Here is a 25,836-nt window from a genome sequence, read left to right as displayed (position 1 = left end):
CTGCTGAAGAGTTTATGCAGGCGAAGTTTAGATGGGTGTTGACCGGGAAGTTAGGGTTTCTAAAATCAAGGATGGCACGGTTATTGATCATATTCGGGGTGGTTACGCTTTGGATGTGGTTAGGATTTTGGGTGTGACTGGGCATGAGAAGCAGGTGGTGACTATTGGAATTAATGTGCCCAGTAAACGTTTTGGCGTTAAAGATATCGTGAAGATTGAGGGTAAATCTTTGAGCAGCCAAGAAGTTAACCGCATAGCGCTTATTGCGCCAAACGCCACCATAAACATCATCAAAAACTACGAGGTCGTCGACAAAGTCGAAGTCAAACTACCCAACGCCATCGAAGACATCATATGCTGCATAAACCCCATGTGCATAAGCAACAGCCACGAACCCGTAGGCACAAAATTCTACCTAGAAACCCAAGAACCCCTCATCCTAAAATGCCACTACTGCGGCTACATCCAAGAAAAACAAGACATACTCCGCCAATTCTAACCCGCACAACGGCTATTCACAGGAGCAAGATAGCTCGGCACGCGCCAAAGCCAACAGCCGCTCAAAATATTTGGCATCCAAAACCGTTTCCTGCATTGGATCAGCGCTGGATATGGAGGGGCACTCGTTGGTGGCGGTGAAGACAGGCGTTTGGTTTTCGTCGGTTTTTAGCTCGAAGGGGTAGAACCTGCAAATTAAGGGTCGGTTTTGGTATATGCTGCATTGGTTTTCTTTAAGAAAAAGGCATTTGCCGCTGTTTTGTTTATGCATTTCGTAGAGGTAGGGGGTTTTTCCTGTGATTCGGTGGGCAAAGCTGTTTAGGGGCTGCTTTGTACTCTGGGAGATGCGCCGCACATCCGAGGGCAAAAGTAGGATATGGCGGGTTTTTGTGGGTGTGTCGCCGCAGCATAAGCCGCATCTGGTGCATGTGAAACGCAGGTTTTCGGGGTAACGAAACGCCAAGCTATTTCCTCATTTGATATTGAGGCGGCGCGGGTTATTTGTTGCGGTGTCCTTCGCCGTACTGGTAGGGTCTGCCCAGGTTTTTCGCGAGCTTCCACCTAAACATTTCATCCATGTTCACTTCGGGGCAAGCTAAACGGCTCGCATCCAGCAAATAAAAAACCACGTCAATTAACTCCTCAGCAATTTTTTCTTGCGGCTGCCCTTTCTTCCATGCATCACTAGCCTCGCCCAGTTCAACAAACGCAAAAAGCAGCTTCTTAGGAATATCCTCGGGTTTATTGTAGAATCCCTTCTTTACGACGAGCTTTTCAATTTCCTGTTTCATCTCTTCCAAATGCAAATCGCTTATCCTCAGTCCTGTTTAGCTGTGGTGACTGTACCCCGCTATTTATAGATTCCACCAACGCCTCTGTGTTTGGGTGTGCAAAGCAGCTTCTGTTAATATGGTAGAATTTTTTAGGTTGAATGACTAAGTGGTTTGTTTGGGGAACATTGGGTGGAGTTTGAGGACGAGTTTTCTGCGACGACGTTTCAAATTTACGTGTATCTGGTGAGGGTGGGGCAGCCTGAGGGTCCACGCGATGTTATGCGGGCTTTAGGTATTAGCAGCCCTGGCGTAGTGCACAGGCATTTGCAGAAGCTTGCGGATATGGATTTAGTTGGCAAGGACGCTTATGGACGCTACGCTGTGACACGCAAGGTCAGCTTTAAGGGTTACATCTGGGTTGGCAAATACCTAGTTGCGACGTCCAAACTGTTTTTCCTATGCTTCGCCGCCCTAACCATCTCGTTTAGCATCATACTAATTTACCACTTAGCCGCGGGCTCCCCCATCGACGACTCCTTTATGTTGCTCACCATCGTTACTGTAGCCGCCGCGGCGCTTTTCCTCATAGAAGCCCTGCGACCCCGAACAAAAACCTACCCTAAACCCGCCTAAAACAGGGTTTGCTGTTTTTTGCCTGAAACCAAGCTGGATACGCGTACGCCTATGAGCCTGATTTTGCGACCCGTATGCAGGTATGGTTGTAGCAGCGTCTGGGCGGTTTTTTGGAGGTCTTGAGGGCGGTTAGTCATAAACGGCAGGGTTTTGCTTTTGGTGTGGGTTTCAAAGTTCTGGTAACGCACTTTCACGGTTATGGTCTTAAAAAACAGGTGCTGTCCTGTGGCTTCCTGGGCAACTTCGGTGTTTAGGGCGTAGAGGGCTTCTTGTAGGATTTGTGGGTCTGCGGTGTCTTCTTCAAAGGTGGTTTCGTGGCTTATGGATTTGGCTTCGCTGCGTACTTGGATTTCGCTGCGGTCTATGCCCTGTGCCATGAGATAAATCTGCTTGCCCGTAACGCCAAACATGTCCGTTAACGCGGTGGGGTCGTAGCCTGCGAGGTCACCGATGGTTTCTACACCCAACGTTTTGAGTTTTGCTTCGGTTTTGCGTCCCACCCACAGCAGCTTGCGAACAGGCAACGGCGCCAAAAACGCCTCCGCCTCCTCCTGCCTAACCACGGTTAACCCGTCGGGTTTTTGGTAGTCACTGGCGACCTTGGCGACGAGCTTGTTTGCTCCTACTCCCACCGAACACGTCAAACGCTGCCGCCGCAAAATCTCCAGTTTAATTTGCCTCGCCAACGCCTCCGCTTCCCCAAAATCTGCAACGCGCGAAGAAACATCCAAAAATGCCTCATCCAACCCCCACTGCTCAAAACCATCTGCGTAACCTTGCACAACCGCCATAATCTCTTTTGAAACCCGCTTGTACAACGGGTAATTCGGACGCAAATACACCGCTTCGGGGCAAAGCTGCCACGCCTGCGAAATCGGTATACCCGAATATACCCCAGCCCTGCGCGCTTCATAACTGCTCGTGCTAACCACGCCCCTGCCTTTGCCGCCTTTAGGGTCAGCTCCAACCACCACAGGCTTACCCAAAAGCTCAGGACGCTCCCGAACCTCAACCGCCGTAAAAAAATGATCCATATCCAAATGAAAAATAAATCGTCCAACCTGACGCATACACTTCACGGCACTCTTGAAGCTCTAAGACCCAAAACTACCCAACCACGCCGCCATAAAAAGCGTTATTGCACCCAACATGTCTAACAGCAAACAACCTCTTGCTTGACCTGCCTGCAGTTTTTCGGCAATTTTGCAGCCTTAAGCGTGGTGGCACTTAGAAAACGCCAAAAATAAAACCGCCCTTCTTTTCTTTTTTATTTTCTTTGACCTGTTGCAGTGCAGAGGTTGTTTTGTTTGTGTTGTTGGCTGTTTATTTTAGGTATTTGTTTTGAATGGCTTGGTGTGCGGCTTGGGCGATGAGGGCGTTGCTGATGAGTAGGTATTTGGTGCCTGTCATTTGGGCGAGTTCAGAGGGTTTGAGGTCTTGGGTTACGAGGAGTAGGTTGTGTTTGGCGGCGTATTGGACGACGGTCATGTCTTTTGCGCCGTTTAGCCCTGCTTCTTGGGCGGTTTCTACTTCGTAGCCTAATGTTTCAAAGTACTCTTTTAGTCCTGCGTACATTTCGTCGAGCAGCAGCTTAATTTGGTGCGCCTCCGTTGGGGCTGCCGTCGGGGTTTTGTCCGTACATTTCCCAGCTGGAGATTTCTGTTAGGGGTTTGCGGCGGCGGATTAAGTGTATGATTTTTTCTGTGAGACTTATTTTTTCTTCGGCGTAACCAACAGCGAGTAACGCTACGACGCGCATGTGTTCTGGGATTTTTAGCAGTTGTTGGACTTGTTTTTCGTCGAAGCTGCCTACCCAGCAGGTTCCCAGTCCCTCAGAAGTTGCTGCCAAAACCATGTTTTCCCCCGCCAAAGCGACGTCAACAACGTACCAGTCAGGTGAAGCTTGCTCGTCCCCACACAACACAATAACCGCAGGCACCTTCCCAAGGAACCTGGCGAACATGCCCCCTGAGAGTGCTTTGCGTTTAGCCTTGTCGGTTACAACAATAAAATGCCACGGCTGCAGGTTCTTAGCTGAAGGCGAAAGCCTAGCGGCATCCAAAAGCTTCTCCAAAACTGCTTTAGGCACTGGAGTTGGCTTATATGAACGGCTGGATTTTCGGTTTTGTATGGCGTCAAAAACATCCATTTGTTTCACCACGCATCCCGTCAGACAGGTATATGGACATTAGGTATTGATAAGATTTTAGTCTATTAGGAGCAGCGCGAAGGATTCGGGGTTCTTGGGGAAGGGGAACGTGACGGGTATGCCTGCGTTTTGAGCGGTTTTTTTGACGTTTACGCCTAGTGCGTCTTCGGAGTAGCGTGCCATGGTTGGGTGGGCGCATATTCCTGTTTCGATGTTGCATTTTTCGCACAGGTAGCAGGCGCCTGAGACAAAGCTTACGGCGAGGGGGTAGCCTTTGCGCATGGCTTCTTTTTCTAGTTCAACAACAGAAGCAAGCATCTTGTTCTTGTCAGCCTTCCAGGTCGCCCAGAAATCATCCACTTTTGCTTTTACATCTGCATCCAGGGTTTTATCGTCAGTTTTTGACAGGTTCTTTTGTAGTTCTTTGTCGGCTTGGGCGTTTGAGGTAAACTTCATGAACATAGCCGTGCTGTACTCGCTCACGATGCGCCTAAACTCGGCAGGCGTAGGAGTAAAAGGCGGACAAGCCAAGGTTTTCCCGTAGTTGTTGCAGCCGACCTTGCACTTAAGCACAACGCGGTCTTCCACTACAACCTGGTCAGCAGGAAAAAGCTTCGCATCCGAAGCCCCCAACTCCAAAGCGCGCTTCTTTAGAAAATCAAACTTTCCCAAGTCAATCTGATTAGACATCACTGTTCTACCTGAATTCAGCATTGACCCTGCTATATGATATAAACATTTGGCAAAAACCCCGCTTGCATAACCAAACGCTACGTTGGAAAGCGTAACAATAATATAGCAATTAGGAAACATGATGTTGGAATTGGGGGCTAGTTAAATCAAAAGCAAGATTAGCAGCATTGGTTTCACGAATAAAATCCGCGATAACGTTTTGTGTGTACGCAAGAGTATGCTTGCGCCTTTGTATGAGGATTTGAAGGCGGCGGATTGTGTGGTTTGTGGTGGTTCGGGCAGGTCTTTGCATTCATTGAATGCTGCTATGAGCCAGTTTGCGCTTAGTAAGGCGGGGTGGAGAAACAAGGTTGTTCTGACTCCTGATGACCCTGGTTTTCCTGGACGGAACATGTATGAAGCTGCCGAGGATTTAGAGCGCAGGTACAAGAAGGTGCTGTTGCTTATGAACAGCGGTAGCGGCTACTCAGACGACCCCCTTGGCATGGCACAGGATTTAGCATGTTACATCGAAGAGAAACAGAGCAAAAAATTCAGCATGGGCCTATTCACGTCGGGCATGAATTCGCCTTTGGCGAAGATAACTAGCAAGCATGGTCATGTGGTTCAAATCAAGGGACGCGGAAAGATGAAGCCGTCTTTTGAGTACAGCGAGACAGGCATGATGGGTGACATTTTTGAGTTGGGTACGCTGCAGCTTTTGTGCATGATGACTGAAGCGATTTTCCGCAACTTGGAAGTAGATGACGTCTACACGCTCTGCGAAGAAGAATTCGAAATCATCGGCGACATGATAGACAACAACATAAACTCTGAAACATACGCGCAGCTAGTAGATTTGATGGAGAAGCGAACCAACGTTTACCTAGGCGGAAAAGGAACCGCTAACGAAATCGCCAAAATGACTGGCGTACGGCTTTTCCACATCAAAACCGTCCTGGGCGATAACGTCTTCATGACCCGCGGCGTCAATACTCCACGACCCCGAGCAGGCGACCTAGAAATTTTGCTGTCCTACACGGGCGAAACCAAATCCGTCCTTTTGTGGTGTGATGTGCTGCAGAAATTCAACGGCACCGTGCTGGCTATAACGGGAAACGAAAACTCGCCCTTAGCCAAAAAAGCCGACCTCAAAATCATTTTGCCCGAAGAAGACAAACCTGGTTCCCCGCGCCGCTTCTACACCCGCGCCGCTTTCGTCCTTAGCCCCTTGCCCGTCAGATTTGCAGAACGCCTAGCCCTGCGCGGACTAAAACTTCCAGAATACATAATCAGCTGGTACCACAGCGTCACACAGTAACCAAAAGAAAAGAAAGGTTGCCTAACCCACGCAACCCGTTTCCTTTTTTCGTTTAAGCCAGAGGGGTTTTATGCTGTTTGGAGCCAGTTGCTAAAAAGCTGCTTGGTTAATCCTATGCCGCGTTGGCAGTCAAGGCGCCGTTTTACCTCTCCGTTTTCAAAAAGCAGAACCGACGGCACAGCATCCAAAGAGTACCTTTCCCACAGCGGGTTTTCGTCCTCGTCAAGTTTTACGCGCATGTAAACGGCGGGAGAGCTGGTTTTTGCGTATTCCTCAAAGACGGGCAGAAAATTCCTGCAAAACGGGCACCATGACGCATAGAACAAAACAACTGCGTTTGGGTTCTTTTGTAGCTGCTGGGTTAACTCTTGCGCATCAAAAATCTCAATCATAGCTAATCAAGTCTAGTCGGCGAGGGCATGCTTTAAATGTTGCCGCCTCCCAACCCGCTCAAAACGAAAATCCCGCATTAGCTAGTCACAACGTATTTGCCTGTTGCATCCTACCCTTAACGTGTGAAGATAAATGGCTGTTGAGCATCCGCGGATGAGGCGTGAGAAGAAAACCATTGAGGCTATGGTGCAGATTTACTGTCGGGCACATCATCACGGTGCAGGTGGGGAGCTTTGCGTGGAGTGTAGCGAGTTTTTGTCGTATGCTTTTGCGCGTTTGGATAAGTGTCCGTTTCAGGAAAAGAAAAGCACCTGCGGAAAATGCACGGTGCACTGCTACAAGCCTGATATGCTCGAAAAAGTCAAGACCGTTATGCGGTACTCGGGACCACGCATGCTTTTGTATCATCCCGCGTTGGCGTTGCATCATGTTTGGGACGGACGACGCGCGCCGCCTGCCCTGAAAAAGAAAGAAAAAAAGTAGAAGGGTGCTTAGACTTCGGCTTTGGTGATTAGTTCTTTGGCGTTGTCTACTGCGATGCGGTGGAAAACTACTGTCATGATTGCGCCTATGACTGCGCTGATTATTACTGCTTGGTAGACTTCTAGAATCGGTGGTATGGGTAGTCCCATGATGTTTAGCATGCGTGGGATCAGGGGCGCCATTATGGCTAGGGCGACGCCGCCGCAGGTGAGCATGTTAATGAGGCTCCATTCTCCGCGTATCATGCGTGGTCTTGGGATTTCGGTGAAGTCTGCTCCTTTGATGCCGTTTCCTAGGGAGAGTGCGCTGACTGCGAAGGCGATGATTACTGCTTCTGCTACGAGGGTTAACATTGCTTGCAGTGTGGGTTGGTAGACAATGAAGCCGATGGTGCCTGTGACGGGCAGCACGATAAGCGAGAACACCAAGATGAAGGTGTATTTGCTTTTGACGTAGGTTTTGGCTGATATGGGGGAGACGTAGATTCTCCAGATGTTTTGTCCTTCTTCGCCTGTCATGAAGCTGCCTACGCTGCTTGCCATGAGAACTACTGGAAACACTGTGATTAACGCTATCCAAAACAGCGAAAGGAACCCAACTTCTGAGCCTACACCGTTTACAGAGTTCATTATGGGCAGTATGAGGAACACGATGGGTATGATGAACGCTGAGATTAGTTCTCGGCGGCGGGTGAATGCTCGGATGTCTTTGCGTAGCAGCGCGGCTTCGGCGGAGCTAAAACCCATTTTGCCCAGCAGCCCAGTTTTGGGGACGTAGGTTCCTTGGGAGATTTTGATGGTTGGAGGCTCGTAGAGTCCAAAGCGCTTGTTGAGGACAGTGCCCAAGTAGAACAAGCCGTAGATGAACAGAACCGAAGCAGCCAAAAACGCGATGCCCTGCAACAGTAGCCCGTTAACCAGCGAGTACAAAGTCATACCCAGCCAGACAAACGGGACAAACCAGATGGCGCTTTGAACAGAAGCTACTGTCTGGATGAAGTTGATGGCGTTTGACCCTGTGATTAACGAGAAGTAGATAATGTAGAAGACTACGAAGAAACCAATCGAGCTGATGAAACGTACCCAGACAGCTGCGCGTCCTGTTGATTTGTAAACGGCTCCTGTGAAGCGTACCTGCAAGATGCGGAAGATTTCGGTGGTGGCGCTTGCCATGAACGCGGCTCCAAGCATCGCTAAAACTGCGCCTACCGCAATAGCTACCTGCCCAGTAATTACGGAGGTTATCAGGACAGCGGGCGAGAAAATGGCTATAGCATACAGTGGGAGACCTGAAACGTCAGCTATAATTGAAGCTAGCGTGTGTTCTTGCCACGTAATTGGAAGCCAATACGGCGATTGCCGCGAAGCTGATACACCGCTACGTTGGATTTGCTGCATCATCGAAAAGACGAACGTGAAAATCAAAATCAACGTCGGCAACGAAAACTGGAAATTAGCAAAAGCCTCCTTGAACAAAATCGCCAACTCGGCAGTGGTCACTATTTGTCCGTACGCGAAAATCACAATTGCGCCCGCGGCTATGCCAATGGCTATGGCTAGGATGTATCCTAGGTAGCTAAAGATGCGGTTGCGGCGTACGTTGTAGTTGGTTGTTTTTTTGCCGCGTAGTAGCCTGCCTGATTTTCTTTCTACGCTGATGAGGTGGCGGACGGTTTTCCAGTTCATTTCACAAGTGCCTCAACCACAGCTTTAACGTCGCCTGTGCCCGTGAGTTTTAGGAATATGTCCTCCAAGCCTGAGCCAGGTAGCGACGCCATTTTCTGCAGTTCTTCCATGTTGCCAAGAGCTAAGAGGTCGCCTTTGTACATGATACCGATGCGGTCACATACTGCTTGGGCTATCTCCAAAATATGTGTGGACATGATGGTGGTTACGCCTTGCTGTTTTAGCTGGTGGATGGTGTCTTTGACGATGCGTGCAGAGCGGGGGTCTAAAGCGTTAAGAGGTTCATCTAAGATGAGGAGTTTGGGGCGGTGAATGAACGCGGCTATAAGCGCGATTTTCTGCTTCATACCCTCAGAGTAGCCGCTTATCATGTCGCCTTCCCTGCCCTCGAGTTGCAGGGCTTTTAGGTACTCGCTGATTCGGCTGCTTTTCTCTTCGGGGGACATGCCGTAGATGTCTCCTATGAAATCCAAAAATTCAATTCCCGTGAGGAACTCGTAGATTCGGGGGGCTTCAGGCGCGTAGCCTACTAAACTTTTGATTTCTACGGCGTCTTTTTGGGTGTTCAAACCTAGTACGACTACGTCGCCCTGTGTGGGCTGAAGCAGTCCCAAGATCATTTTAAGAGTGGTGGATTTCCCTGACCCGTTTGGTCCTAGTAAACCAAAAATCTCTCCCTGCTGTATATTCAAACTAACGTTGTTTACAGCTGTAAGTTCATTGTATCTTTTAACCACGTTTTTCAATTCAACGGCATACGTACTATTCTGTGTCATGGAAATCACGTCTCAATATTGAAAAGTCCCAATATTTAAGGATAACACAAACTATTTGTGCAAAATTAACTCTGCAGCTAAACCGTTTATGGAGCTTCTTGGTCTAGACATTTGTTAAGCATATGGTCGGCTTGTTGAATAAACCTGTTTGTTCGGGGAACCTGCATAAACCGCACTGCCCTAAAGCCCCGCTGTAACTCACGCACTACCTTCCAAAGCTCAAAAAGCTCCGCGTTCTTCACCCTATACTCGCCTGTAAGCTGCCTGCAAACAAGCTGGCTATCCAAAACACACACAAGCTCCTGCGCCCCCAACGATGCAGCAGACCGCAACGCAGCAATCACGCCCTCATACTCAGCCTGATTATTCGTCCGCCTACCCAAAAAACGCGCCTCAGACTTCACCACGGCGCCTTTTTCGTCCAAAAGCAAATACGCCATAGCTGCAGGTCCAGGGTTGCCTCTCGCGCCGCCATCCGAGTAACTCTTTAACTGCACATTTATCCCTCAAAGAACCTGGCATGTTAGGCGGTGTTTTGGCTGTTCCACGCCGATTTTAACTGCTCAACAAAGCCCTGTGCGTCTTCAGCTAACCGTTTCTTGACTTCCCGCCACGTAGCCGGGCAATTCTTGTATTCAACCTGTACCAAATCATGAATCACGCGGTCAAGCTGCTTCTTATTATGCGCTGAAACCTCAATGCCTGCTCCACGAAAAACCTCGCCCAAATGCCTAAAATAACAAGTCACAACAAACACCACAAAACCAAGGCGCCACCGCAAACATAAACCTTACCAAAAAACCACAGACGCCAACCTATTAGCCGCCTATTTGGATGCTGTTTTTAATTGTATGCAGAAACAATAGGGGGAGGGGGTCTATCTGCCTGTTTGCTTGGGTGCTGTGGTGTGTGTACTCCAATGTTTGCGTGTTATTTTGAGGCTAAAACATGTCATCGTAGAATGATTCAGTAAAATGTTGAAATTGTAGAAATAAAAAAGAAAGGAAAGGGGTTGGTTTTTGGTTTAGTGCTTGCGTTTCGCGGTGATGTAGCGGAAGGATGCGAGGGCTGCGAAGGATGCAATTATCGTGATGAGTGTGCCTAGTGCGCTTTCGGGTATGACAAAGAAGGTTGCGACTGCAATAGAGAAGACGGGTTTGCCGTCAACTAGTACTGTGTAATAGCCTGGTTGTGGTGGGGAAAATGCTATGGGTGAGCTGCTTTCTGGTTTGTTGTAGAGGGGTCCTAGTACAACTGCGCCTGTTTCATCAACTACTTGTATGTCAACTATTGCGCCTTTGGGGGCTGTATTCCAGTGGATGAATACGGTTTGTCCGATGCCGAAGTTGTTTTGTTCGTTTCCTGTGTTGTCAGTGGTCCAGACGAATGCTGCGTTTGCTAGTTCGGGTGGATTGAGCGGTGTCAAACCAATGTTGAGGTCAAGGACTGGAGGAGGTACGTTAACGACGATGCTGTATTCGGAGGTGTATTCGACTTTTTCAGCGTAGACTCGGTACGTGCCAGGGATTACATCCCAACCGTAGTGACCGTTTGCGTCTGTGTAGTCAGGGTTGTTGCGGTTTGTTGCAGACATGATTGTGGAACCATCGGGCACGTTTATCCAAGTTGATCCATCCCACATCTGAAGGGTCACTTTCGCACCTAGGATTGGCTCAAGGGTAAAAGTGTCATAGATGTAGCCGGAGGGGTCAACGTATAGGTTTATGCTTTCCTCAGCAGTTGCGCCTGATGCGTAGTGGGCAGTGAAGGTTACTGTGGTGTAGCCGGATCTGGGGTAGATGGTGGTGGTGTAAGTCCATGTTGGTGCTGGACCAGTCATTGAATCCATTATGTCTGCGCCTCCATCATCGAGGTGAATGCTGATATCTACAGATGTTGCGGCAGGGTCATTGTAGGTAAATGTAATTGGCGTGTTCCAGTAAACAACAGGCAAGCTGCCATTTGCAGATTCAATTGGACCCACAGTAATGTCGCTTTCAACGTTCAATGTTACCCATTGCTGACCATATCCTGCTCCGTCGCCTTGGGCGGCTATTGCAAAGCTGTAATTTCCACCTACAGCATCTGCGGGTACGGTTATGGTGATGTCAAAGGGTAGGGTGACGCCTTCTGGGGGGATGTCGATATCTGTGTATTCTGTTGGGGAGCATGCGGTAAGCCAGCTTTCGTATCCAGACTGGGGTTCTAGAGTTAGTTTGTCAACGTGGCCTGCAGCGCTACCTATCAGGGATTGAATGGCTACTGCGATGCCGTCAGTGTTTGCAGAGTCAAAATTTTGACCGCCAGTGATACTTGCCCAATAATTCCAGTAATCTGTGTAAGAGTTATAGCTAAAGTCAACAAACATGAGGGTAACACCGTTGTTTTTCATGCCGTTGAGGGCGGTTTGTAAATCAATGTCGTCTGTGGTGAACATTATTTCGTCTCTGCCGGGGTCGCCGCCAGTGGAATAACCTCCTGTCATGCCGGGTACGCCTTCATTTAGGTCGTTGTCATGAGGTATGTTGTCGCCGAATAGAACTAGTACGTGCTTTGCGTTTGGTCTCCATGCGATTGAGTTGTCTGAGTAGCTTTCATAGATGACTCTTGAGTAGTCTTCAGGTCCATCTGCTCCCCAGGCTAAGTATAGGTTGTTAATTGCTGATGATACTGCGCTGCGGTCGTTAGTGATTGGCAGGTCAAGTTTGTAGGCGTAGTCGCCCGAATCAGAAGAACCATACATGTCACTGTAACCGTATGAGTCATATGAGCCGGGGTAATCCATGAAGGATGCAACGCCGTATTGTGCATCGCTGATTAATGCGTCAAGCGAATTCATGATTGCGATTGATTCTGCTTTTGCTTGACCTATGCTGCTGCCCATGCTGCCTGTGAGGTCAAAAGCGAAGAGTATGTCCGCTTGCGGGATTTGGCTGGGCAAAAAGACTGATTTAGACTCGGAAACTGACTCTCCTGGGGCTAGGGTTGCTGTTAACGTTTTTGGCGTAAGCTCTGCCAAAGCAGTGGATACTACTGGCGAGAGCAAAAGCAAAATTATTGTTACTCCAATTAGAGTTTTCTTGGTTAGCTTCTCCATTTTTATCTCCATAACCAAATTACCAACCAGGCAGTATTTAACTTTTTAGAGTAAACATAATGCCGCCTTTATCTTTTGTTAAACTAAACTGAGAAGCAAAAAATGAATTGAATATTATTACGGGACTCTCGACATTTAACTCTCAAGAGTGTATATTGCACTTAATGCTGTGAGGTTTCTGTTGAGTTTGGTGTTTGGGTTTTTAGGGATGGAGGTTTTGTCTGTATTTGAGTGCCAGAAGTATTAAATAGTGTGAGTTTGTCGAATAGTTCTCACAGAAATTTGTGTCGAAGTGAAGGGTTATGCTTGTAACGAATAAGGATTTGATGGTTCCTGCTATGGAAGGCGGTTATGCTATTCCTGCTTTGAATGTTCAGAATCTTGAGAGTTTGACTGCGGTTGCTGAAGCTGCGGTTGAGGAGAAGTCGCCTGTGATTTTGGCTGTTAGCCCCAGTGTGGTAAAATATGCTGGTTTGCCCTATATTTCAGGGTTGGCAAAGACAGCGGCGCAGTTATCCGCGGTTCCTATGAGTATTCATTTGGATCATGGCGAAGATTTTGAGGTTGCATCCAAATGTGTAGAAGCGGGTTTTACTTCGATTATGATTGACGGCTCGTTTTTGAAGCTGGAAGAAAACATTGCGTTAACCAAAAAAGTCGTTGATATGGCGCATCCCAAAGGCGTCTCTGTTGAGGCGGAGTTGGGTAGGCTTGCAGGCGTAGAAGAGCGCAGTGTAGAAGAAAAAGATGCCATACTAACCGACCCCGAAACCGCCAAAGACTTCGTAGAACAAACAGGCGTAGACACCCTTGCCGTAGCAATTGGCACCTCCCATGGCGCCTACAAATTCAAAAGCCAAGCCAAACTTGACCATGAACGCCTCAAAAAAATAGGCGAAAAAACCAGCATCCCCCTCGTATTGCATGGTGCATCCAGCGTACCCCAATGGCTCATCGACAAAGCCGCCAAATACGGCGCACAACTAGGCAACGCAAAAGGCATACCTGAAGAAGAAATCAAAAAAGCCATCAGCCTAGGCATAGCAAAAGTTAACGTCGACACCGACCTGCGCCTTGCTTTTACTGGTGCTGTGCGCGAATCCCTCATGACGGCGCCGCAGAATTTTGACCCCCGCAAGATTTTGGGTCCTGCCCGTGCTGCCATGAAAGAAGTTGCCAAGAGCAAAATGCAGCTATTTGGCAGTTCAGGAAAAGCCTAAATCCTACCTCTCTTCTATTTTTTGAGCACAACCCACATGTTAGGTTGCAGCTTAAACAGCAGTGAAGTGAACCCTGTAAATGGCGGATTTGATTGACCCCGAACTTATCGTTCAGATTGTTCAAGCAGTAATCATATTTGTGGTAGCATTTGTTTTAGTCAAATTCATCAACCGCCTAATACTTAGAACCGCGGATGCAAAAACCGCCGACAAAAAACGGGTCATCGAGAACATGCAGCGGTTCTTCCAGTTTATTATCTACGCTGTTGCAGTGGTTTTGATTCTGTGGGCATTTAACGTTGACGTTACGGGTTTGATTGCGGGTCTTGGCGTTAGCGCCTTGGTTATCGGGTTTGCCCTAAAAGAGGTTATTGAAAACTGGGTTTCAGGCTTTCTCATACTATCGGGCAAGACATTCAAAATCGGCGATGTCATACAAGTCGGCGACCTCAAAGGCGTCGTAACTGAACTCAGCCTGCGAACCACTACCCTAAAAACCTACGACCGCAACGAAATCATCATCCCCAACTCCACCCTGCTCAAAGAACGCATAATCAACCTCACAGGCGGCGGACAAGAAACCGTAGCCTCCATAACTTTTGCCATCGACTACATCTACAATGTCGAACAAGCCAAAAACGCAATCCGCGAAGCGCTACTGCAACACAAATCCGTAATCGTAAATGAAGAGCGACGCCGCGAAATCCGCTTCCTTGTCCGAACCAAAGAGTGGGCAACCGAAATCGAAGCGCTCTTTTGGATAGACCACGCCGAAAACGAGGAATTCATCAAATCCGAAATAACCCAACTCGCAAACAAGAAACTCGCGCAACAAAAAATCCTGCCACCCATACCAGGTGCCATTCGCAAAGAATACATGGAACCCAAAGAAAAGCCATAGCAGGCTTTTTACCCGTGAACGTCGGGTTAGAGTATCCATTTTTTCTTTCTAAAGTACAGCAGCATTAAAACGGCTATGGCAAGCATGGCAGCTAGGACTAGGGGGTACCCTAAGGGGTGGGTTAGTTCGGGCATGTTTTGGAAGTTCATGCCGTAGATTCCTGCTATGAATGTGAGGGGTATGAATATGGTTGCGATTATGGTTAGGACTTTCATGACTTCGTTCATTTTGTTGCTTACGCTAGATAGGTAGATGTCAAGCATGCCTGAGAGCATGTCGCGAAACGTCTCTACGGCGTCGATGACTTGTATGGTGTGGTCGTACACGTCGCGCAGGTAGATGCTTGTTGTTTTGTTGATTAACTTGGATTCGCCGCGTTCCATTGCGTTTGCGACTTCGCGCAGGGGCCAGATGGATTTGCGCAGTAGCAGAATCTGCCGTTTTAGTCCGTGGATTTTTTTGAGGGTTGTGGGCTGGGGGTTTGTGAGCAGTTCGTCTTCGATGTCTTCGACAGTTTCGCCGATGTTTTCAAGGATTGAAAAGTAGTTGTCTACTACGGCGTCGATGAGGGCGTAGGCGAGGTAGTCTGCGCCTGATTTGCGGATTTTACCTTTGCTGTTTTTTATGCGGTCTCTGATGTTGTCGAATACGTCGCCTTCGGTTTCCTGGAACGAGATGACCCAGTTGGCGCCTAAAAGCAAGCTGAGTTGTTCAGAAATTACCTCGTTTGCTTCTTTGTCGTAACGCAGCATCCTAAGCACGATGTAGAGGTGGTCGGTGAAGTCCTCGATTTTTGGGCGCTGATTCGTGTTGACAATGTCCTCCAAAACCAGCGGATGAACATTAAACTGCCGCCCCAACCGTTCAATAACATCAATTCCCTGCAAGCCATCCACATTTATCCAAGAAACCGCCGCCTTATCCGCAGCCGCAAACACATCCTCAACCACCGAAACCTCTTTCTCCTCAAAAAACCGCTCCGAATAACCCATAACCCGCACACGACTCTCCTGAGGCACCTGCTCCCCAACATAAACAACAGTCCCCGGAGGAGAACCCGCCTTCTTAGACCAACCCCTAAACGCCATAAATACCCAGAAACCCCTAAAACCGATATACAACAAAAAACGCATATAAGGTTTACAGAAAACCCGATGCAAAACAGAGAAAAAGAAAGCGTTTTGCCCAAGAAGGGGCAGTTTTTAGACAGTTAGGCTTTTTTGAGCAGTGCCATGAGTTTGGGCATGAGTTCGTAGCCTTGGTTGATGGTGCCGAGTTTGCCGTTTTTGCATGCGGTTTCGCCGAATTTTTGGATGTCTTCGTCTGTGACGCTGCCACCTGAGATGAGTAGGGGTACGGGGGTGTCGCTGTGTACTTTTAAGCCGCAGGGGGTTGCGTGGTCGGCGGTTATGCAAAACAGGGTATCTTTGAGGTCTATTTGGGGCAGCAACTCGCCAAAGAAGTACTTGTCGATGGCGGAGATTATGTCGGTTTTTTTGTGGCAGTTGCCGTCGTGTCCGGGTTCGTCGGGTCCTTTGAGGTGGATGTAGAAGCAGTCGTGTTTGGGCATGATGTCAAGGAGGCGTTTGACGCGGATTTCACAGTCTTTTTTGAGGTCGCCTGAGGGTGGTGGGAGTAGGGAGGATTGCATGCCTGCGAGTTTGGCTATGCCGTTTTCTGCGTGCATGTCTGCAAGGGCGGCAAAGTCTACGCCGTAGCGTTCATTGATGCTAAAGAAGCTGGGTAGCGTGTTGCCTGCATCGCGGGTGAGCACGACGTTTGCTTTTAGCTTGCCTTGGGAAGCGCGTTGCTGGTTTATGGGGTGATTTTCCCACAGGTCATGGCTTTTTTCGATGAATTCGTTAACTAAATCTGCTGAGGCTTGAGCTTCGGGTGTGCCGTTTAGGGGTTCGCAGGTTTTGAGAACCATTTCGGGGTCAGCTTCAGCAACGCCTAACCCGTTGACTATGGAGTAGGCGGGGTCGCTGTTGGAGATTTCACTGGAAAACGGTTTGTCTTGGTGTTTGATTACTAATACTGCACGGTGCCCCAGAGTGTTTGAGAACTCAAAAGTTGCAGGGTGCGATTCAAGCTTGACCTGCGTGTTTGCTGCTTTGGTCAACTCGGTGGCTTCTTCGGTGGACAAAGTGCGTTTCACGCGCCTATCAATGAGTGTTTTGCCCTCGCCTAATGTGCCAAAATTGCAGCGCAAAGCCAAATCACCCGTTTTCATGTCAATTCCCGCGCCGACCGCTTCAATTACGCCTCTGCCTGGACTGTACTGGAACGGGTCATAACCAAGCAAAGAAATAACAGCCACGTCACTTTCAGGAGCGACGCCTTTTTTCACGGTATACATCAAGCCAACGTTCCCGTTTTTGGCAAGAGAATCCATGTTTGGGGTAGATGCGGCTTCAAGGGGGGTTTTATCTGATAATTCTTTTATCGGCAGGTCACCCATGCCGTCTATGACTATGTATAGCAGCTTCAAGACGGAGTTTCTCCTTTTTCTGGGTCGAGTCTGGGGGCTTATTGAGCGTTTATGCTTTATTTCTGTTGTGCCCGTTTTTGACTGTGCGAAAAAGGGTTAGAGGTTTAGGGTTTGACGAAAACCTTGCACGACCGCTTTTATCGATGCAATCAGGGGATGTTTGATGTTTACTGGTTCTTCAAGCTGCTCTAGGCGTTTCACCCTGAAATAAATCGGCGGATGCGAATCCAAACCTACCCATTCCTGAATACGAAACGCGGGTGCGCGTTCAAACAGTAGCCGTTGAAAGCCTATTTTTTCTAATGCTGAAGCCAAGACTTTGGGTTGCCCCATGATGATGGCGGAGGTTATGTCGGCGCGGGCTTCGAAGAATTTGGCTATGAAGAAGATGAAGGTCATGACTGCCCAGAAGTACACTAAGAACAAGAAGAGTCCAGGGAATAGTGCGATGAGGATGTAGAAGCGGAACAGGAATTCGGCGCTTGTTAAGCCGTATAGTATGAGGGGGTCTTTGCCTTTGAGGTGTCCAAATTCGTGCCCCAGTACGCTGATGATTTCGGGTTCTTCAAGCTGCACCAGTAGCCCCGTAGTTATAAGCACAATACCTCGGCTGGGGCTGGGACCTGAAGCCGCCGCATTAGGAACCAACGTGTTCGAGACCACGATTTTTGGCACAGGATAACCAAACTTGTCCGCGACCCGTTTCACCAGTTCGTACACGTTAATTTTTTTGGCTACCAGCTTATCCGCTTGGCAGGTGACATCGTATTTGCCAAAGACTTTTTGGGCGTCACTGCAGTTTATGGCGCCGTGTTTTGCGATGATTTCGCGGTAGACCTGCCTTTTTAGGTCGGCGGTTTGCTTGGGGTCAAGACGCGGTTTGGATTGGTCGATGGTGCCCAGCGGCAGGTGGTATTCGAGGATGTGTATGTAGGGGTTTTCTTTGGTTATGGTCCAGTCGCTTGTTTTGGATATGACTTTGCTGGAGTAGAAGACAAATACGAACTGGGCTGCTATGAGCGCTATGGGGGCAACCCAAAACCACTGCGGCAGAAACGTGTAAACCACAAAAAAGAAGCCCATGCCAAAAACGATGAAAACCGCAAACAACAACATCTGCGTCTCCAAAAACAGCCGCTGAAAACTCTTCTCCGACGTCTTAACCTTCTCAGGAACAATCTCCTCCCCCTCACGCCACGCAAAATACCACGTCGCCTTACGCGCTTTCTCCTCAAACAACTGCGTCGCAATGACCACGTCCTGACGCGCCTCAACCACAGCGTCCTCTAAAACCTGTGCATTCAACGGCGTCACCGTAATATCCACGGTTTTGGTTCCCGAAACCTCTACTGCAATAATTCCTTTGCCTTGTTTGTCTAAAACCTTGTAGGAAAGCTGGTTCCCCTCAGGTGAAATGCGTTTGACTATGCCTGAGAACCGTTGCTTTTGAGTTGCTAAATACTGCCCGTAAATGAACTCAAACAGTTTCCCAAAATACGCTGGCGGAATCTCCGTATCAAGCCGATAAGAAATAGGTGCACCCATAGCAACCAATTACCTACCTTCCAACTAGCCTGCAGAATATTAGAACCTTATGAATCCGCCACCACACAAGCCACCCACCCCCTGCCGAGCAACCTTCAAAATATAGACCCCCTCCCCCTATCGTTTTTGCATACAATTAAAAAATAGCATCCTAATAGGTTGGTGTTTCTTGGTTTTTGCGTGGTTTGGTTAAATACACTTTAAAGGTGGTTTTTGTTTTTGTATGGTGTTTGGGGAGCTTTGTTTGCAGTTTGAGTTGAAAGCGCCGTTTGTGCCTTCTCCGGGTCAGGAGGAAGCGGTGTCGAAGTTGGTTGCGAATTTTTCGGTTAAGGATAAGCAGACGCTGTTGGGTATTACGGGTAGCGGCAAGACTTTTGTTATGGCGAACGTGATTGAGCGACTGCAAAAACCCACATTGATCATCGCGCATAATAAGACGTTGGCGGCGCAGCTTTATGCGGAGCTCAAAGAGTTTTTCCCCAACAACCGCGTTGAGTACTTCATTAGTTTTTATGATTATTACCAGCCTGAATCCTACATACCCACGACGGATATGTACATCGAGAAGGACTCGAGCGTGAACGAGCAGATCGAGAAAATGCGCATGCACGCCGTCTCCAGCCTCCTAAGCCGCAACGACACCATAGTTGTCGCCAGCATAAGCTGCATCTACAGCTTGGGAAACCCCGAAGACTTCAAAAACATGGCAGTCACCCTCAAAATCGGCGAACCCTTCACACGCCAACGCCTCATAAACGCGTTAATCGACATGCAGTACGAAAGAAACAACACCGCCCTAGAACCTGGACGTTTTCGGGTACGCGGCGATGTGATTGACATAATTCCCGCTTATGAAAAAGAAATCCTGCGTATAGAACTCGAAGCAGGCAAAGTCAAAAAAATCCGTGAAGTCAACGCCGTAACAGGCGACGTCAAGCTCTCTATTGACCAGATTACGGTTTATCCTGCGCGCCAGTACGTAGTTCCAGAAGAGAAAATGCAGCGAGCCTTCCAGCATATACGCGACGAATTAGCAGAACGCCTGCCCCAGCTGCCCCCGCTAGAGGCTCAACGTCTCAAACAGCGCACCAACTACGATCTTGAAATGATAAAAGAGCTGGGTTACTGCGCCGGCATCGAGAACTACAGCCGCCACTTCGACGAACGCGCACCAGGCGAACCCCCATTTGTCCTAATGGACTACTTCCCCAAAGATTACCTGCTCATTATCGATGAGAGCCACCAAACCATCCCGCAATCCCGCGCCATGTACAACGGCGACTACTCCCGCAAAAAAAACCTCGTCGACTACGGCTTCCGATTGCCCAGCGCCTTTGACAACCGCCCCCTAAAATTCGAAGAATTCGAGAAGAAAATGGGCAAAACCCTCTTTGTCTCTGCCACCCCAGCAGAGTACGAACTGCAAAAAAGCGGAAAAGCCGTTGAGCTAATCACACGACCCACAGGGCTTTTAGACCCGCAAATCGAAACGCACCCTATCGAAGGGCAAATGCAACACCTCATGACCACCGCAAAGCAAACAATTGAACAGGGCAACCGCATCCTAATCACCACCCTCACCAAACGCATGGCAGAAGACCTAACCGACTACCTCGTCAAAGAAGGCTTTCGCGTCCGTTACATGCACTCCGACGTAGACAGCCTAGACCGCATCGAACTGGTTAGGCAACTGCGCATCGGCGAATATGACATACTCGTTGGCATCAACCTCCTACGCGAAGGGCTCGATATACCCGAAGTCTCAACCATATTCATTCTCGACGCCGACAAAGAAGGCTTCCTACGCGACGAACGCAGCCTCATCCAAACCATCGGACGCGCCGCCCGAAACGTAAACGGCAAAGTCATACTCTACGCCGACGTAAAAACACAATCCATCAAACACGCCATACAAACCACAACGTACCGCCGCCAATTCCAAATGCGCTACAATAAAATCCACAACATCACGCCGCAGACCATCATCAAGAGCGTCAGCCAAAAAGAAGGCAAAATCAAAGGCATCAAACACCTAGCCAAAACCGACGTCCAACGCAAAATCATCGAGTTAGAGGCTCAGATGCACGAAGCCGCCCACCGCCTTGATTTCGAGAAAGCCATCGAGCTGCGAGACGCGGTATCTGACCTCACAAAAGCCGCTACCCTGCAAGCCAAAAACCCCCTAAACACGAAGAAAAAGCATGTTTAGTGCAAAAACGTTGAAAAGAGACCTCTTGAAACTGGATAATTCAGCGTGTAAACGGTTTATTGGATTATGGTAATTATGAGAGATAGTATTTCCGTTAAAGGTGCACGGGAACATAACCTAAAAAATATAGATGTGGAGTTACCCCGAAACAATCTAATCGTGGTTACGGGTTTGTCGGGGTCGGGTAAGAGCACCTTGGCGTTTGATACGATTTACGCGGAGGGTCAGCGCCGTTACGTTGAGAGTTTGTCGGCGTATGCGCGGCAGTTTTTGGGTTTGATGGATAAGCCTGATGTGGATTCGATTGATGGGTTGTCGCCTGCGATTTCTATAGAGCAAAAAAGCACCAGCAAGAACCCACGCAGCACCGTTGGAACCGTTACAGAGATTTATGATTATTTGCGGTTGCTATACGCGCGCATTGGCACACATCACTGTCCCAAATGTGGAAGCTCCATTCGCCCGCAGAGCCCAGAGAACATCACCAGCCTGATTATGGCAGACAAAGGCAAGACCTTGGTGTTTTTGGCGCCAGTCATACGGGGCATGAAGGGCACGCACGAGCAAGTATTTGACGACCTCAAAAAGGAAGGCTTCACCAAAATCCGCGTCGACCAAAAAATCTACGACTCCGACACCATAAAAGACGAGGTCAAACTGCTAAGGTATGAGAAGCACTGGATAGAAGCCGTCGTCGACACCGTCACCATCACCGATGAGGAACGCAGCCGCATAGCCGAAGCCGTCGAACAAGCGCTTCAAATCGGCAAAGGAACCCTAATCGTCATCGACGCGCAAGACGTGGATGCAGACAAAAAACGTGAACTCGAACGCTTCCAAGGCGAAACCCTCTACAGCACCTTTGGCGCCTGCCCCAACCACCCCGAAATCGTATTTGAAAGCCTAGAACCGCGTATGTTCAGCTTCAACTCGCCCTTTGGAGCCTGCCCAACCTGCCACGGACTAGGAGAAATCAGCGAAGTCTCCGAAGACCTCGTAATACCCGACAAAACCAAATCCATCATGGACGGCGCATTAGCAGTTTATGGTCGAATGGATTTGACCTGGCGTGCCCAGCAACTCGCGATGGTTGGCAAAAAGCACGGCTTTGACATTTTCACGCCCATCAAGGACTTTACGCCCAAGCAGCTGCATATTTTGATGTATGGTGACCGTGAACCTTTGCAGGGCAACTGGTCTAATGGCGCAAGCATGTGGATGCACAATGGCTGGGAAGGCGTCATTCCCCAAACTATGCGGCTCTACAAGCAAACCGAAAGCGAATACCGCAAATCTGAAATAGAAAAATTCATGAAATCGCGCCTGTGCAACACCTGCAACGGCAAACGCCTCCAGCCCGTCGTCTTGGCGGTTCTCATCAAAGACAAAAGCATCATCGACGTTACGGATTTGTCCATAGAGCAGGCGGTGGATTTCTTCGCCGACTTGCCCGCGAGCCTAAACGCGAAAGAGTTGACAATTGCCAAGCAGGTTCTCAAAGAAATCAACGAGCGCCTTGGTTTTCTCAAAAACGTCGGGCTGGGCTATTTGTCGCTGTCACGGGCGGCAAGAACGCTCTCAGGCGGAGAAGCCCAACGCATCCGATTAGCAACCCAAATCGGAAGCAACCTCATGGGCGTCCTATACATCCTCGACGAACCCAGCATCGGATTGCACCAACGCGACAACACCAAACTAATCAGCACCCTACACAGGCTCCGCGACCTAGGAAACACCCTCATCGTGGTCGAACATGACGAGGAAACCATCCGAAGCGCCGACTACGTCGTAGACATCGGACCAGGCGCAGGCATCCACGGCGGACACATAGTCGCAGAAGGCACCCCCCAACAGATAATGCAAAACCCACGCAGCCTCACAGGCAAATACCTAAACGGCACACTACAAATCGAAGTACCCAAAAAACGCAGACAACCCACAGGTTACCTCGTTTTAACAGGCGCCACCGAAAACAACCTCAAAAACCTCACAGTCAAGCTGCCGTTGGGCGTTTTGTGTGGAGTAACAGGGGTTTCAGGTTCAGGCAAAAGCACCCTGATGAACCAAACCGTTATGCCTCAGCTACGTGAACAGTTCGGCGAACGCGTTGACAAAATCGGCAAACACGACAGTTTAGCCGTGCCCAAGCTGGTTAGAAACGTCATAGTCATCGACCAAGACCCAATCGGCAGAACTCCACGCAGCAACCCCGCAACCTACACCAAAATTTTCGACGAAATCCGCAAGCTTTTTTCCGCCACCAGGGAAGCCAAAGCCCGCGGATACAACCCAGGACGCTTTAGCTTCAACGTCAAAGGCGGACGATGTGAAACCTGCCAAGGCGATGGCGTACTGCGTATTGAAATGAATTTCTTGCCCGACGTTTACGTGCAATGCAGCGAATGCAAAGGAAAACGCTACAACAAAGAAACCCTAAGCGTCCTCTACAAAGGCAAAAACATCGCCGAAGTTCTGGACATGACCGTGGAAGAAGCCGCCAAATTCTTCGAAAGCATCCCCATCCTGTCGCGCAAACTGCAGACGCTGCTGGATGTAGGTTTGGGGTACATCAAGCTGGGACAAAGCTCAACGACTCTGTCAGGCGGCGAGAGCCAACGCATCAAAATCACCCGCGAACTCAGCAAACACAAAAGCGGACACGTCGTGTACATGCTCGACGAACCCACCACAGGACTGCATTTCGACGACACCAAACGCCTCATCAAAGTCCTAAACCGCCTCGTAGACAAAGGCAACACCGTCTACGTTATCGAACACAACCTTGACGTCGTCAAAAGCTGCGACTACCTCATCGACCTAGGACCCGAAGGCGGCGCCGCAGGCGGCAACATACTTGCACAAGGCACCCCCGAAACAGTCTCAGAAAACCCCAACTCGTACACGGGACAGTTCCTGCAGAAAATGCTAAAACCCAAACAGTACAAATAACCCCTTATGGGCGGTAATTTATGATTCCGTTAGAGGCTCCCTGTGAATTCAAAGGCTCTGAGGTGCCCACTAGCCCTGGAGTTTACCTGTTTAGGGATGACGCTGGCGAAATCATTTACATCGGCAAGGCTAAGCGGTTGCGTTCGCGTGTTAGGAGCTATTTTTGCGGCAAAGACCAATCGCTTAAGACCAAAAAGCTGGTTTCGCAAATCCGCAGCATAGACTGGATTGTCGTGAACAACGAAGTCGAAGCCCTGCTTTTGGAGAATAAGCTCGTCAAACAACACACACCCAAATACAACATCAGCCTCAAAGACGCCAAAACCTTCGCCTACATCGCCCTAACCCGCGAAACATACCCGCGCATCTTCACATCCCGCAAGCCCTCACGCAAAATCGAATCCTTCGGCCCATACACCGACGGCTACACCCGCCAAGACCTGCAACGACTCGTCATAAAAGTCTTCAAACTGCGCACCTGCAAAAAAATGCCCAAACGCGCCTGCCTAAACCACTACATCGGCTTGTGCACAGCGCCCTGCATCGGAAACGTCTCAGCGGAGCAGTATGGCGAGCAGGTGGAGCGGGCACGGAGTTTTTTGCGGGGCGACTATGAGCAGACTGCGCAGGAGCTGGTTTTGTTGATGCAGGAGGCTTCGCAGGCGGGACAGTACGAGCGGGCGCTGGAACTGCGTAACCAAATTGCTTCGATTCGGCTGTTGACGCAGCGGCAAATTGTCGATAACGAACGCTGGTTTGACCAGGACATTATGGTTTTTAGGCGCGTAGGCGAGAAGGTCAAGGTGGTTCAGATGGGCGTTCGCAAAGGCGTACTGCTTGGCAAAAAAGAGTTCTCTGTGGATTTGCAAGAGCAGGTGGAGCAAGAGTTCCTCAAGGCGTTTTATGGGGTGAATTTGATTCCGCGTGAAATCCTGCTCAATGCGCGGTGCTGGACGGGAGCGGATGAGAAGGAGGCGTTGGAGGAGTTTTTGTCTACTAAACGCTGCGGCAAGGTCACGCTAACGGTACCACAACGGGGCAGCAAGCAGGGTCTGGTCGCGTTGGCTGAGAAAAATCTGGAATCCACGCTCGAAGAAGACAGCGCCCTTTTAGATTTGCAAAGCAACCTCAACCTCCCCACACTGCCCCACGTCATCGAATGCTTCGACATATCCAACCTTGGACAAGAACACGTCGTCGCAGGCATGACCCGCTTCACCGACGCCAAACCCGACAAAAGCAACTACCGCAAATTCCGCATCAAAACCCACACCCAACAAGACGACTTCGCCAGCATGCACGAAGTAGTCCACCGCAGATACAAACGCCTCCAAGAAGAAAACGCCCAGATGCCTGACCTCATCGTCGTCGACGGAGGACCCGGACAAGTCCACGCCGCCCAAACCGCCCTCACCACACTGGGACTACAGCTGCCGCTCATTGGATTAGCCAAAGAACACGAAGAAATCTACCTCCCCGACGACCCCGCGCCGCGCCGATTCAAAAAAACCAGCCGCATGATGTTGCTTTTACGGCAAATCCGAGACGCCACCCACGACTTCGCCATAGGCTACAACCGCAAACGCCGCGCCATGAAACTACGCAGCGAATTCCAAACCAAAAAACCCTGACTTGACGGGTTATTATTCTCTGCAGGTTTGCATAGTTTTTCAGGTCGTAGCTGTTTACGGTTTTTCCTTCAAGCTCCTTGCTCATCTGACATGCAAGTATGTGCGCTTCAGGAAGTTCAATACTCAAAAGGCATCACCATGATCGATGCAGGGCAACTTAATTTTTACGCCCCAGCACCCAACGTTTCTTTGACGCCTTTCAAGCTGGTTGGCGGCATGCGGTTTGGTTTTGCCCTCAGAAACCTTTAATTGAAGTACAATGTAATGAATTGAGAGACGCCAAAAAAGCTGGCACACAACACTTCGATGCGGGGTTCCCCAAGCCTGGTATGGGGCAGGCCTGCTAAGTCTGTGGTCGAAAGGCCACGGGGGTTCAAATCCCCCACCCCGCGCCATTATTTCTCCTTTTA

24 protein-coding genes and 1 tRNA gene are annotated in these 25,836 nt (G+C 49.4%); 10 read left to right on the top strand and 15 right to left on the bottom strand.

Translation table 11 applies throughout. The annotated features are described in order from the left end of the window. Positions 1-31 precede the first annotated feature (31 nt). Positions 32-499, top strand: a complete 468-nt coding sequence (gene pyrI / locus NWF04_03430) for an aspartate carbamoyltransferase regulatory subunit (GenBank protein ID MCW4005635.1) — start codon at positions 32-34, stop codon at positions 497-499. 12 nt (positions 500-511) lie between these two features. Here pyrI and NWF04_03425 read toward each other — a convergent pair whose 3' ends face one another. Together NWF04_03425 and NWF04_03420 are read right to left on the bottom strand one after the other, a co-directional pair. Continuing rightward, positions 512-961 carry a YkgJ family cysteine cluster protein gene (locus NWF04_03425; GenBank protein MCW4005634.1) on the bottom strand — a complete coding sequence of 150 codons (450 nt, stop codon included), beginning with the start codon at positions 959-961 and terminating at the stop codon, positions 512-514. A 34-nt stretch (positions 962-995) separates the two neighbouring features. Beyond that, on the bottom strand, positions 996-1,298 hold the full coding sequence (locus tag NWF04_03420; GenBank protein ID MCW4005633.1) for a hypothetical protein: 303 nt from the start codon (positions 1,296-1,298) through the stop codon (positions 996-998). A 162-nt stretch (positions 1,299-1,460) separates the two neighbouring features. On the opposite strand from NWF04_03420, the gene NWF04_03415 reads away from it, so the two are divergent. Continuing rightward, positions 1,461-1,904 (top strand): hypothetical protein, encoded by a 444-nt coding sequence (locus NWF04_03415; protein ID MCW4005632.1) that lies wholly within the window; start codon positions 1,461-1,463, stop codon positions 1,902-1,904. Here the strand turns inward: NWF04_03415 and dinB are convergent. The 4 genes from dinB to NWF04_03395 form a co-directional block, all read right to left on the bottom strand. Beyond that, on the bottom strand, positions 1,901-2,974 hold the full coding sequence (dinB, locus tag NWF04_03410; protein ID MCW4005631.1) for a DNA polymerase IV: 1,074 nt from the start codon (positions 2,972-2,974) through the stop codon (positions 1,901-1,903). The genes NWF04_03415 and dinB overlap by 4 nt on opposite strands. Positions 2,975-3,227: 253 nt before the next feature. Beyond that, the gene (locus NWF04_03405; GenBank protein MCW4005630.1) at positions 3,228-3,491 is read right to left on the bottom strand and encodes a DUF5615 family PIN-like protein; all 264 of its coding nucleotides are present in this window, start codon (positions 3,489-3,491) and stop codon (positions 3,228-3,230) included. 4 nt (positions 3,492-3,495) lie between these two features. Beyond that, positions 3,496-4,053, bottom strand: a complete 558-nt coding sequence (locus NWF04_03400) for a nitroreductase family protein (GenBank protein MCW4005629.1) — start codon at positions 4,051-4,053, stop codon at positions 3,496-3,498. A 57-nt stretch (positions 4,054-4,110) separates the two neighbouring features. Further along, positions 4,111-4,743 (bottom strand): DUF2284 domain-containing protein, encoded by a 633-nt coding sequence (locus NWF04_03395; protein ID MCW4005628.1) that lies wholly within the window; start codon positions 4,741-4,743, stop codon positions 4,111-4,113. A gap of 220 nt (positions 4,744-4,963) precedes the next feature. On the opposite strand from NWF04_03395, the gene NWF04_03390 reads away from it, so the two are divergent. Further along, on the top strand, positions 4,964-6,046 hold the full coding sequence (locus tag NWF04_03390; protein MCW4005627.1) for an SIS domain-containing protein: 1,083 nt from the start codon (positions 4,964-4,966) through the stop codon (positions 6,044-6,046). A gap of 68 nt (positions 6,047-6,114) precedes the next feature. Here NWF04_03390 and NWF04_03385 read toward each other — a convergent pair whose 3' ends face one another. Further along, entirely contained in the window at positions 6,115-6,438 is a 324-nt protein-coding gene (locus NWF04_03385; protein ID MCW4005626.1) for a thioredoxin family protein, read from the bottom strand. 133 nt (positions 6,439-6,571) lie between these two features. Here NWF04_03385 and NWF04_03380 point away from each other — a divergent pair, with 133 nt between their 5' ends. Then, positions 6,572-6,922 (top strand): nitrous oxide-stimulated promoter family protein, encoded by a 351-nt coding sequence (locus NWF04_03380; GenBank protein MCW4005625.1) that lies wholly within the window; start codon positions 6,572-6,574, stop codon positions 6,920-6,922. 8 nt (positions 6,923-6,930) lie between these two features. Here the strand turns inward: NWF04_03380 and NWF04_03375 are convergent, their stop codons facing one another. The 5 genes from NWF04_03375 to NWF04_03355 form a co-directional block, all read right to left on the bottom strand. Next, the gene (locus NWF04_03375) at positions 6,931-8,607 is read right to left on the bottom strand and encodes a hypothetical protein (GenBank protein ID MCW4005624.1); all 1,677 of its coding nucleotides are present in this window, start codon (positions 8,605-8,607) and stop codon (positions 6,931-6,933) included. Continuing rightward, positions 8,604-9,383, bottom strand: a complete 780-nt coding sequence (locus NWF04_03370) for an ABC transporter ATP-binding protein (protein ID MCW4005623.1) — start codon at positions 9,381-9,383, stop codon at positions 8,604-8,606. The genes NWF04_03375 and NWF04_03370 overlap by 4 nt, the downstream gene beginning before the upstream one ends. An 86-nt stretch (positions 9,384-9,469) precedes the next feature. Beyond that, entirely contained in the window at positions 9,470-9,880 is a 411-nt protein-coding gene (locus NWF04_03365) for a ribonuclease HI family protein (GenBank protein MCW4005622.1), read from the bottom strand. A gap of 26 nt (positions 9,881-9,906) precedes the next feature. Further along, positions 9,907-10,131 (bottom strand): hypothetical protein, encoded by a 225-nt coding sequence (locus NWF04_03360; protein ID MCW4005621.1) that lies wholly within the window; start codon positions 10,129-10,131, stop codon positions 9,907-9,909. Positions 10,132-10,407: 276 nt separating this feature from the next. Further along, a complete protein-coding gene (locus NWF04_03355) occupies positions 10,408-12,492 on the bottom strand; it encodes a VWA domain-containing protein (GenBank protein ID MCW4005620.1) in 2,085 nt (694 codons plus the stop codon). 290 nt (positions 12,493-12,782) lie between these two features. On the opposite strand from NWF04_03355, the gene fba reads away from it, so the two are divergent. Both fba and NWF04_03345 read left to right on the top strand, forming a co-directional pair. Beyond that, entirely contained in the window at positions 12,783-13,700 is a 918-nt protein-coding gene (gene fba, locus NWF04_03350) for a class II fructose-1,6-bisphosphate aldolase (protein ID MCW4005619.1), read from the top strand. A gap of 79 nt (positions 13,701-13,779) precedes the next feature. Beyond that, positions 13,780-14,601 (top strand): mechanosensitive ion channel family protein, encoded by an 822-nt coding sequence (locus tag NWF04_03345; protein ID MCW4005618.1) that lies wholly within the window; start codon positions 13,780-13,782, stop codon positions 14,599-14,601. A gap of 26 nt (positions 14,602-14,627) precedes the next feature. On the opposite strand, the gene corA is transcribed toward NWF04_03345, so the two are convergent. The 3 genes from corA to NWF04_03330 form a co-directional block, all read right to left on the bottom strand. Continuing rightward, on the bottom strand, positions 14,628-15,689 hold the full coding sequence (corA, locus tag NWF04_03340) for a magnesium/cobalt transporter CorA (protein ID MCW4005617.1): 1,062 nt from the start codon (positions 15,687-15,689) through the stop codon (positions 14,628-14,630). Between the two features lie 122 nt (positions 15,690-15,811). Next, positions 15,812-17,092, bottom strand: a complete 1,281-nt coding sequence (locus NWF04_03335) for an alkaline phosphatase family protein (GenBank protein MCW4005616.1) — start codon at positions 17,090-17,092, stop codon at positions 15,812-15,814. Positions 17,093-17,188: 96 nt separating this feature from the next. Further along, positions 17,189-18,637, bottom strand: a complete 1,449-nt coding sequence (locus tag NWF04_03330; GenBank protein MCW4005615.1) for a M56 family metallopeptidase — start codon at positions 18,635-18,637, stop codon at positions 17,189-17,191. Between the two features lie 223 nt (positions 18,638-18,860). Between NWF04_03330 and uvrB the strand changes: the two genes are divergently transcribed. From uvrB to NWF04_03310, 4 genes are all read left to right on the top strand, one after another. Continuing rightward, positions 18,861-20,846 carry an excinuclease ABC subunit UvrB gene (uvrB, locus tag NWF04_03325; GenBank protein ID MCW4005614.1) on the top strand — a complete coding sequence of 662 codons (1,986 nt, stop codon included), beginning with the start codon at positions 18,861-18,863 and terminating at the stop codon, positions 20,844-20,846. A gap of 75 nt (positions 20,847-20,921) precedes the next feature. Next, the gene (gene uvrA, locus NWF04_03320; GenBank protein MCW4005613.1) at positions 20,922-23,795 is read left to right on the top strand and encodes an excinuclease ABC subunit UvrA; all 2,874 of its coding nucleotides are present in this window, start codon (positions 20,922-20,924) and stop codon (positions 23,793-23,795) included. Between the two features lie 20 nt (positions 23,796-23,815). Beyond that, positions 23,816-25,426 carry an excinuclease ABC subunit UvrC gene (gene uvrC / locus NWF04_03315; GenBank protein MCW4005612.1) on the top strand — a complete coding sequence of 537 codons (1,611 nt, stop codon included), beginning with the start codon at positions 23,816-23,818 and terminating at the stop codon, positions 25,424-25,426. A gap of 308 nt (positions 25,427-25,734) precedes the next feature. After that, a tRNA-Ser gene (locus tag NWF04_03310) sits at positions 25,735-25,821 on the top strand. Positions 25,822-25,836: the final 15 nt, after the last annotated feature.

It is taken from the genome of Candidatus Bathyarchaeota archaeon (genome assembly GCA_026014465.1).
Taxonomy (GTDB): Archaea; Thermoproteota; Bathyarchaeia; order Bathyarchaeales; family Bathycorpusculaceae; genus JADGNF01.
The sequence above is the reverse complement of the archived record's forward strand: the minus strand, read 5'-3'. Positions and strand labels throughout refer to the sequence as shown.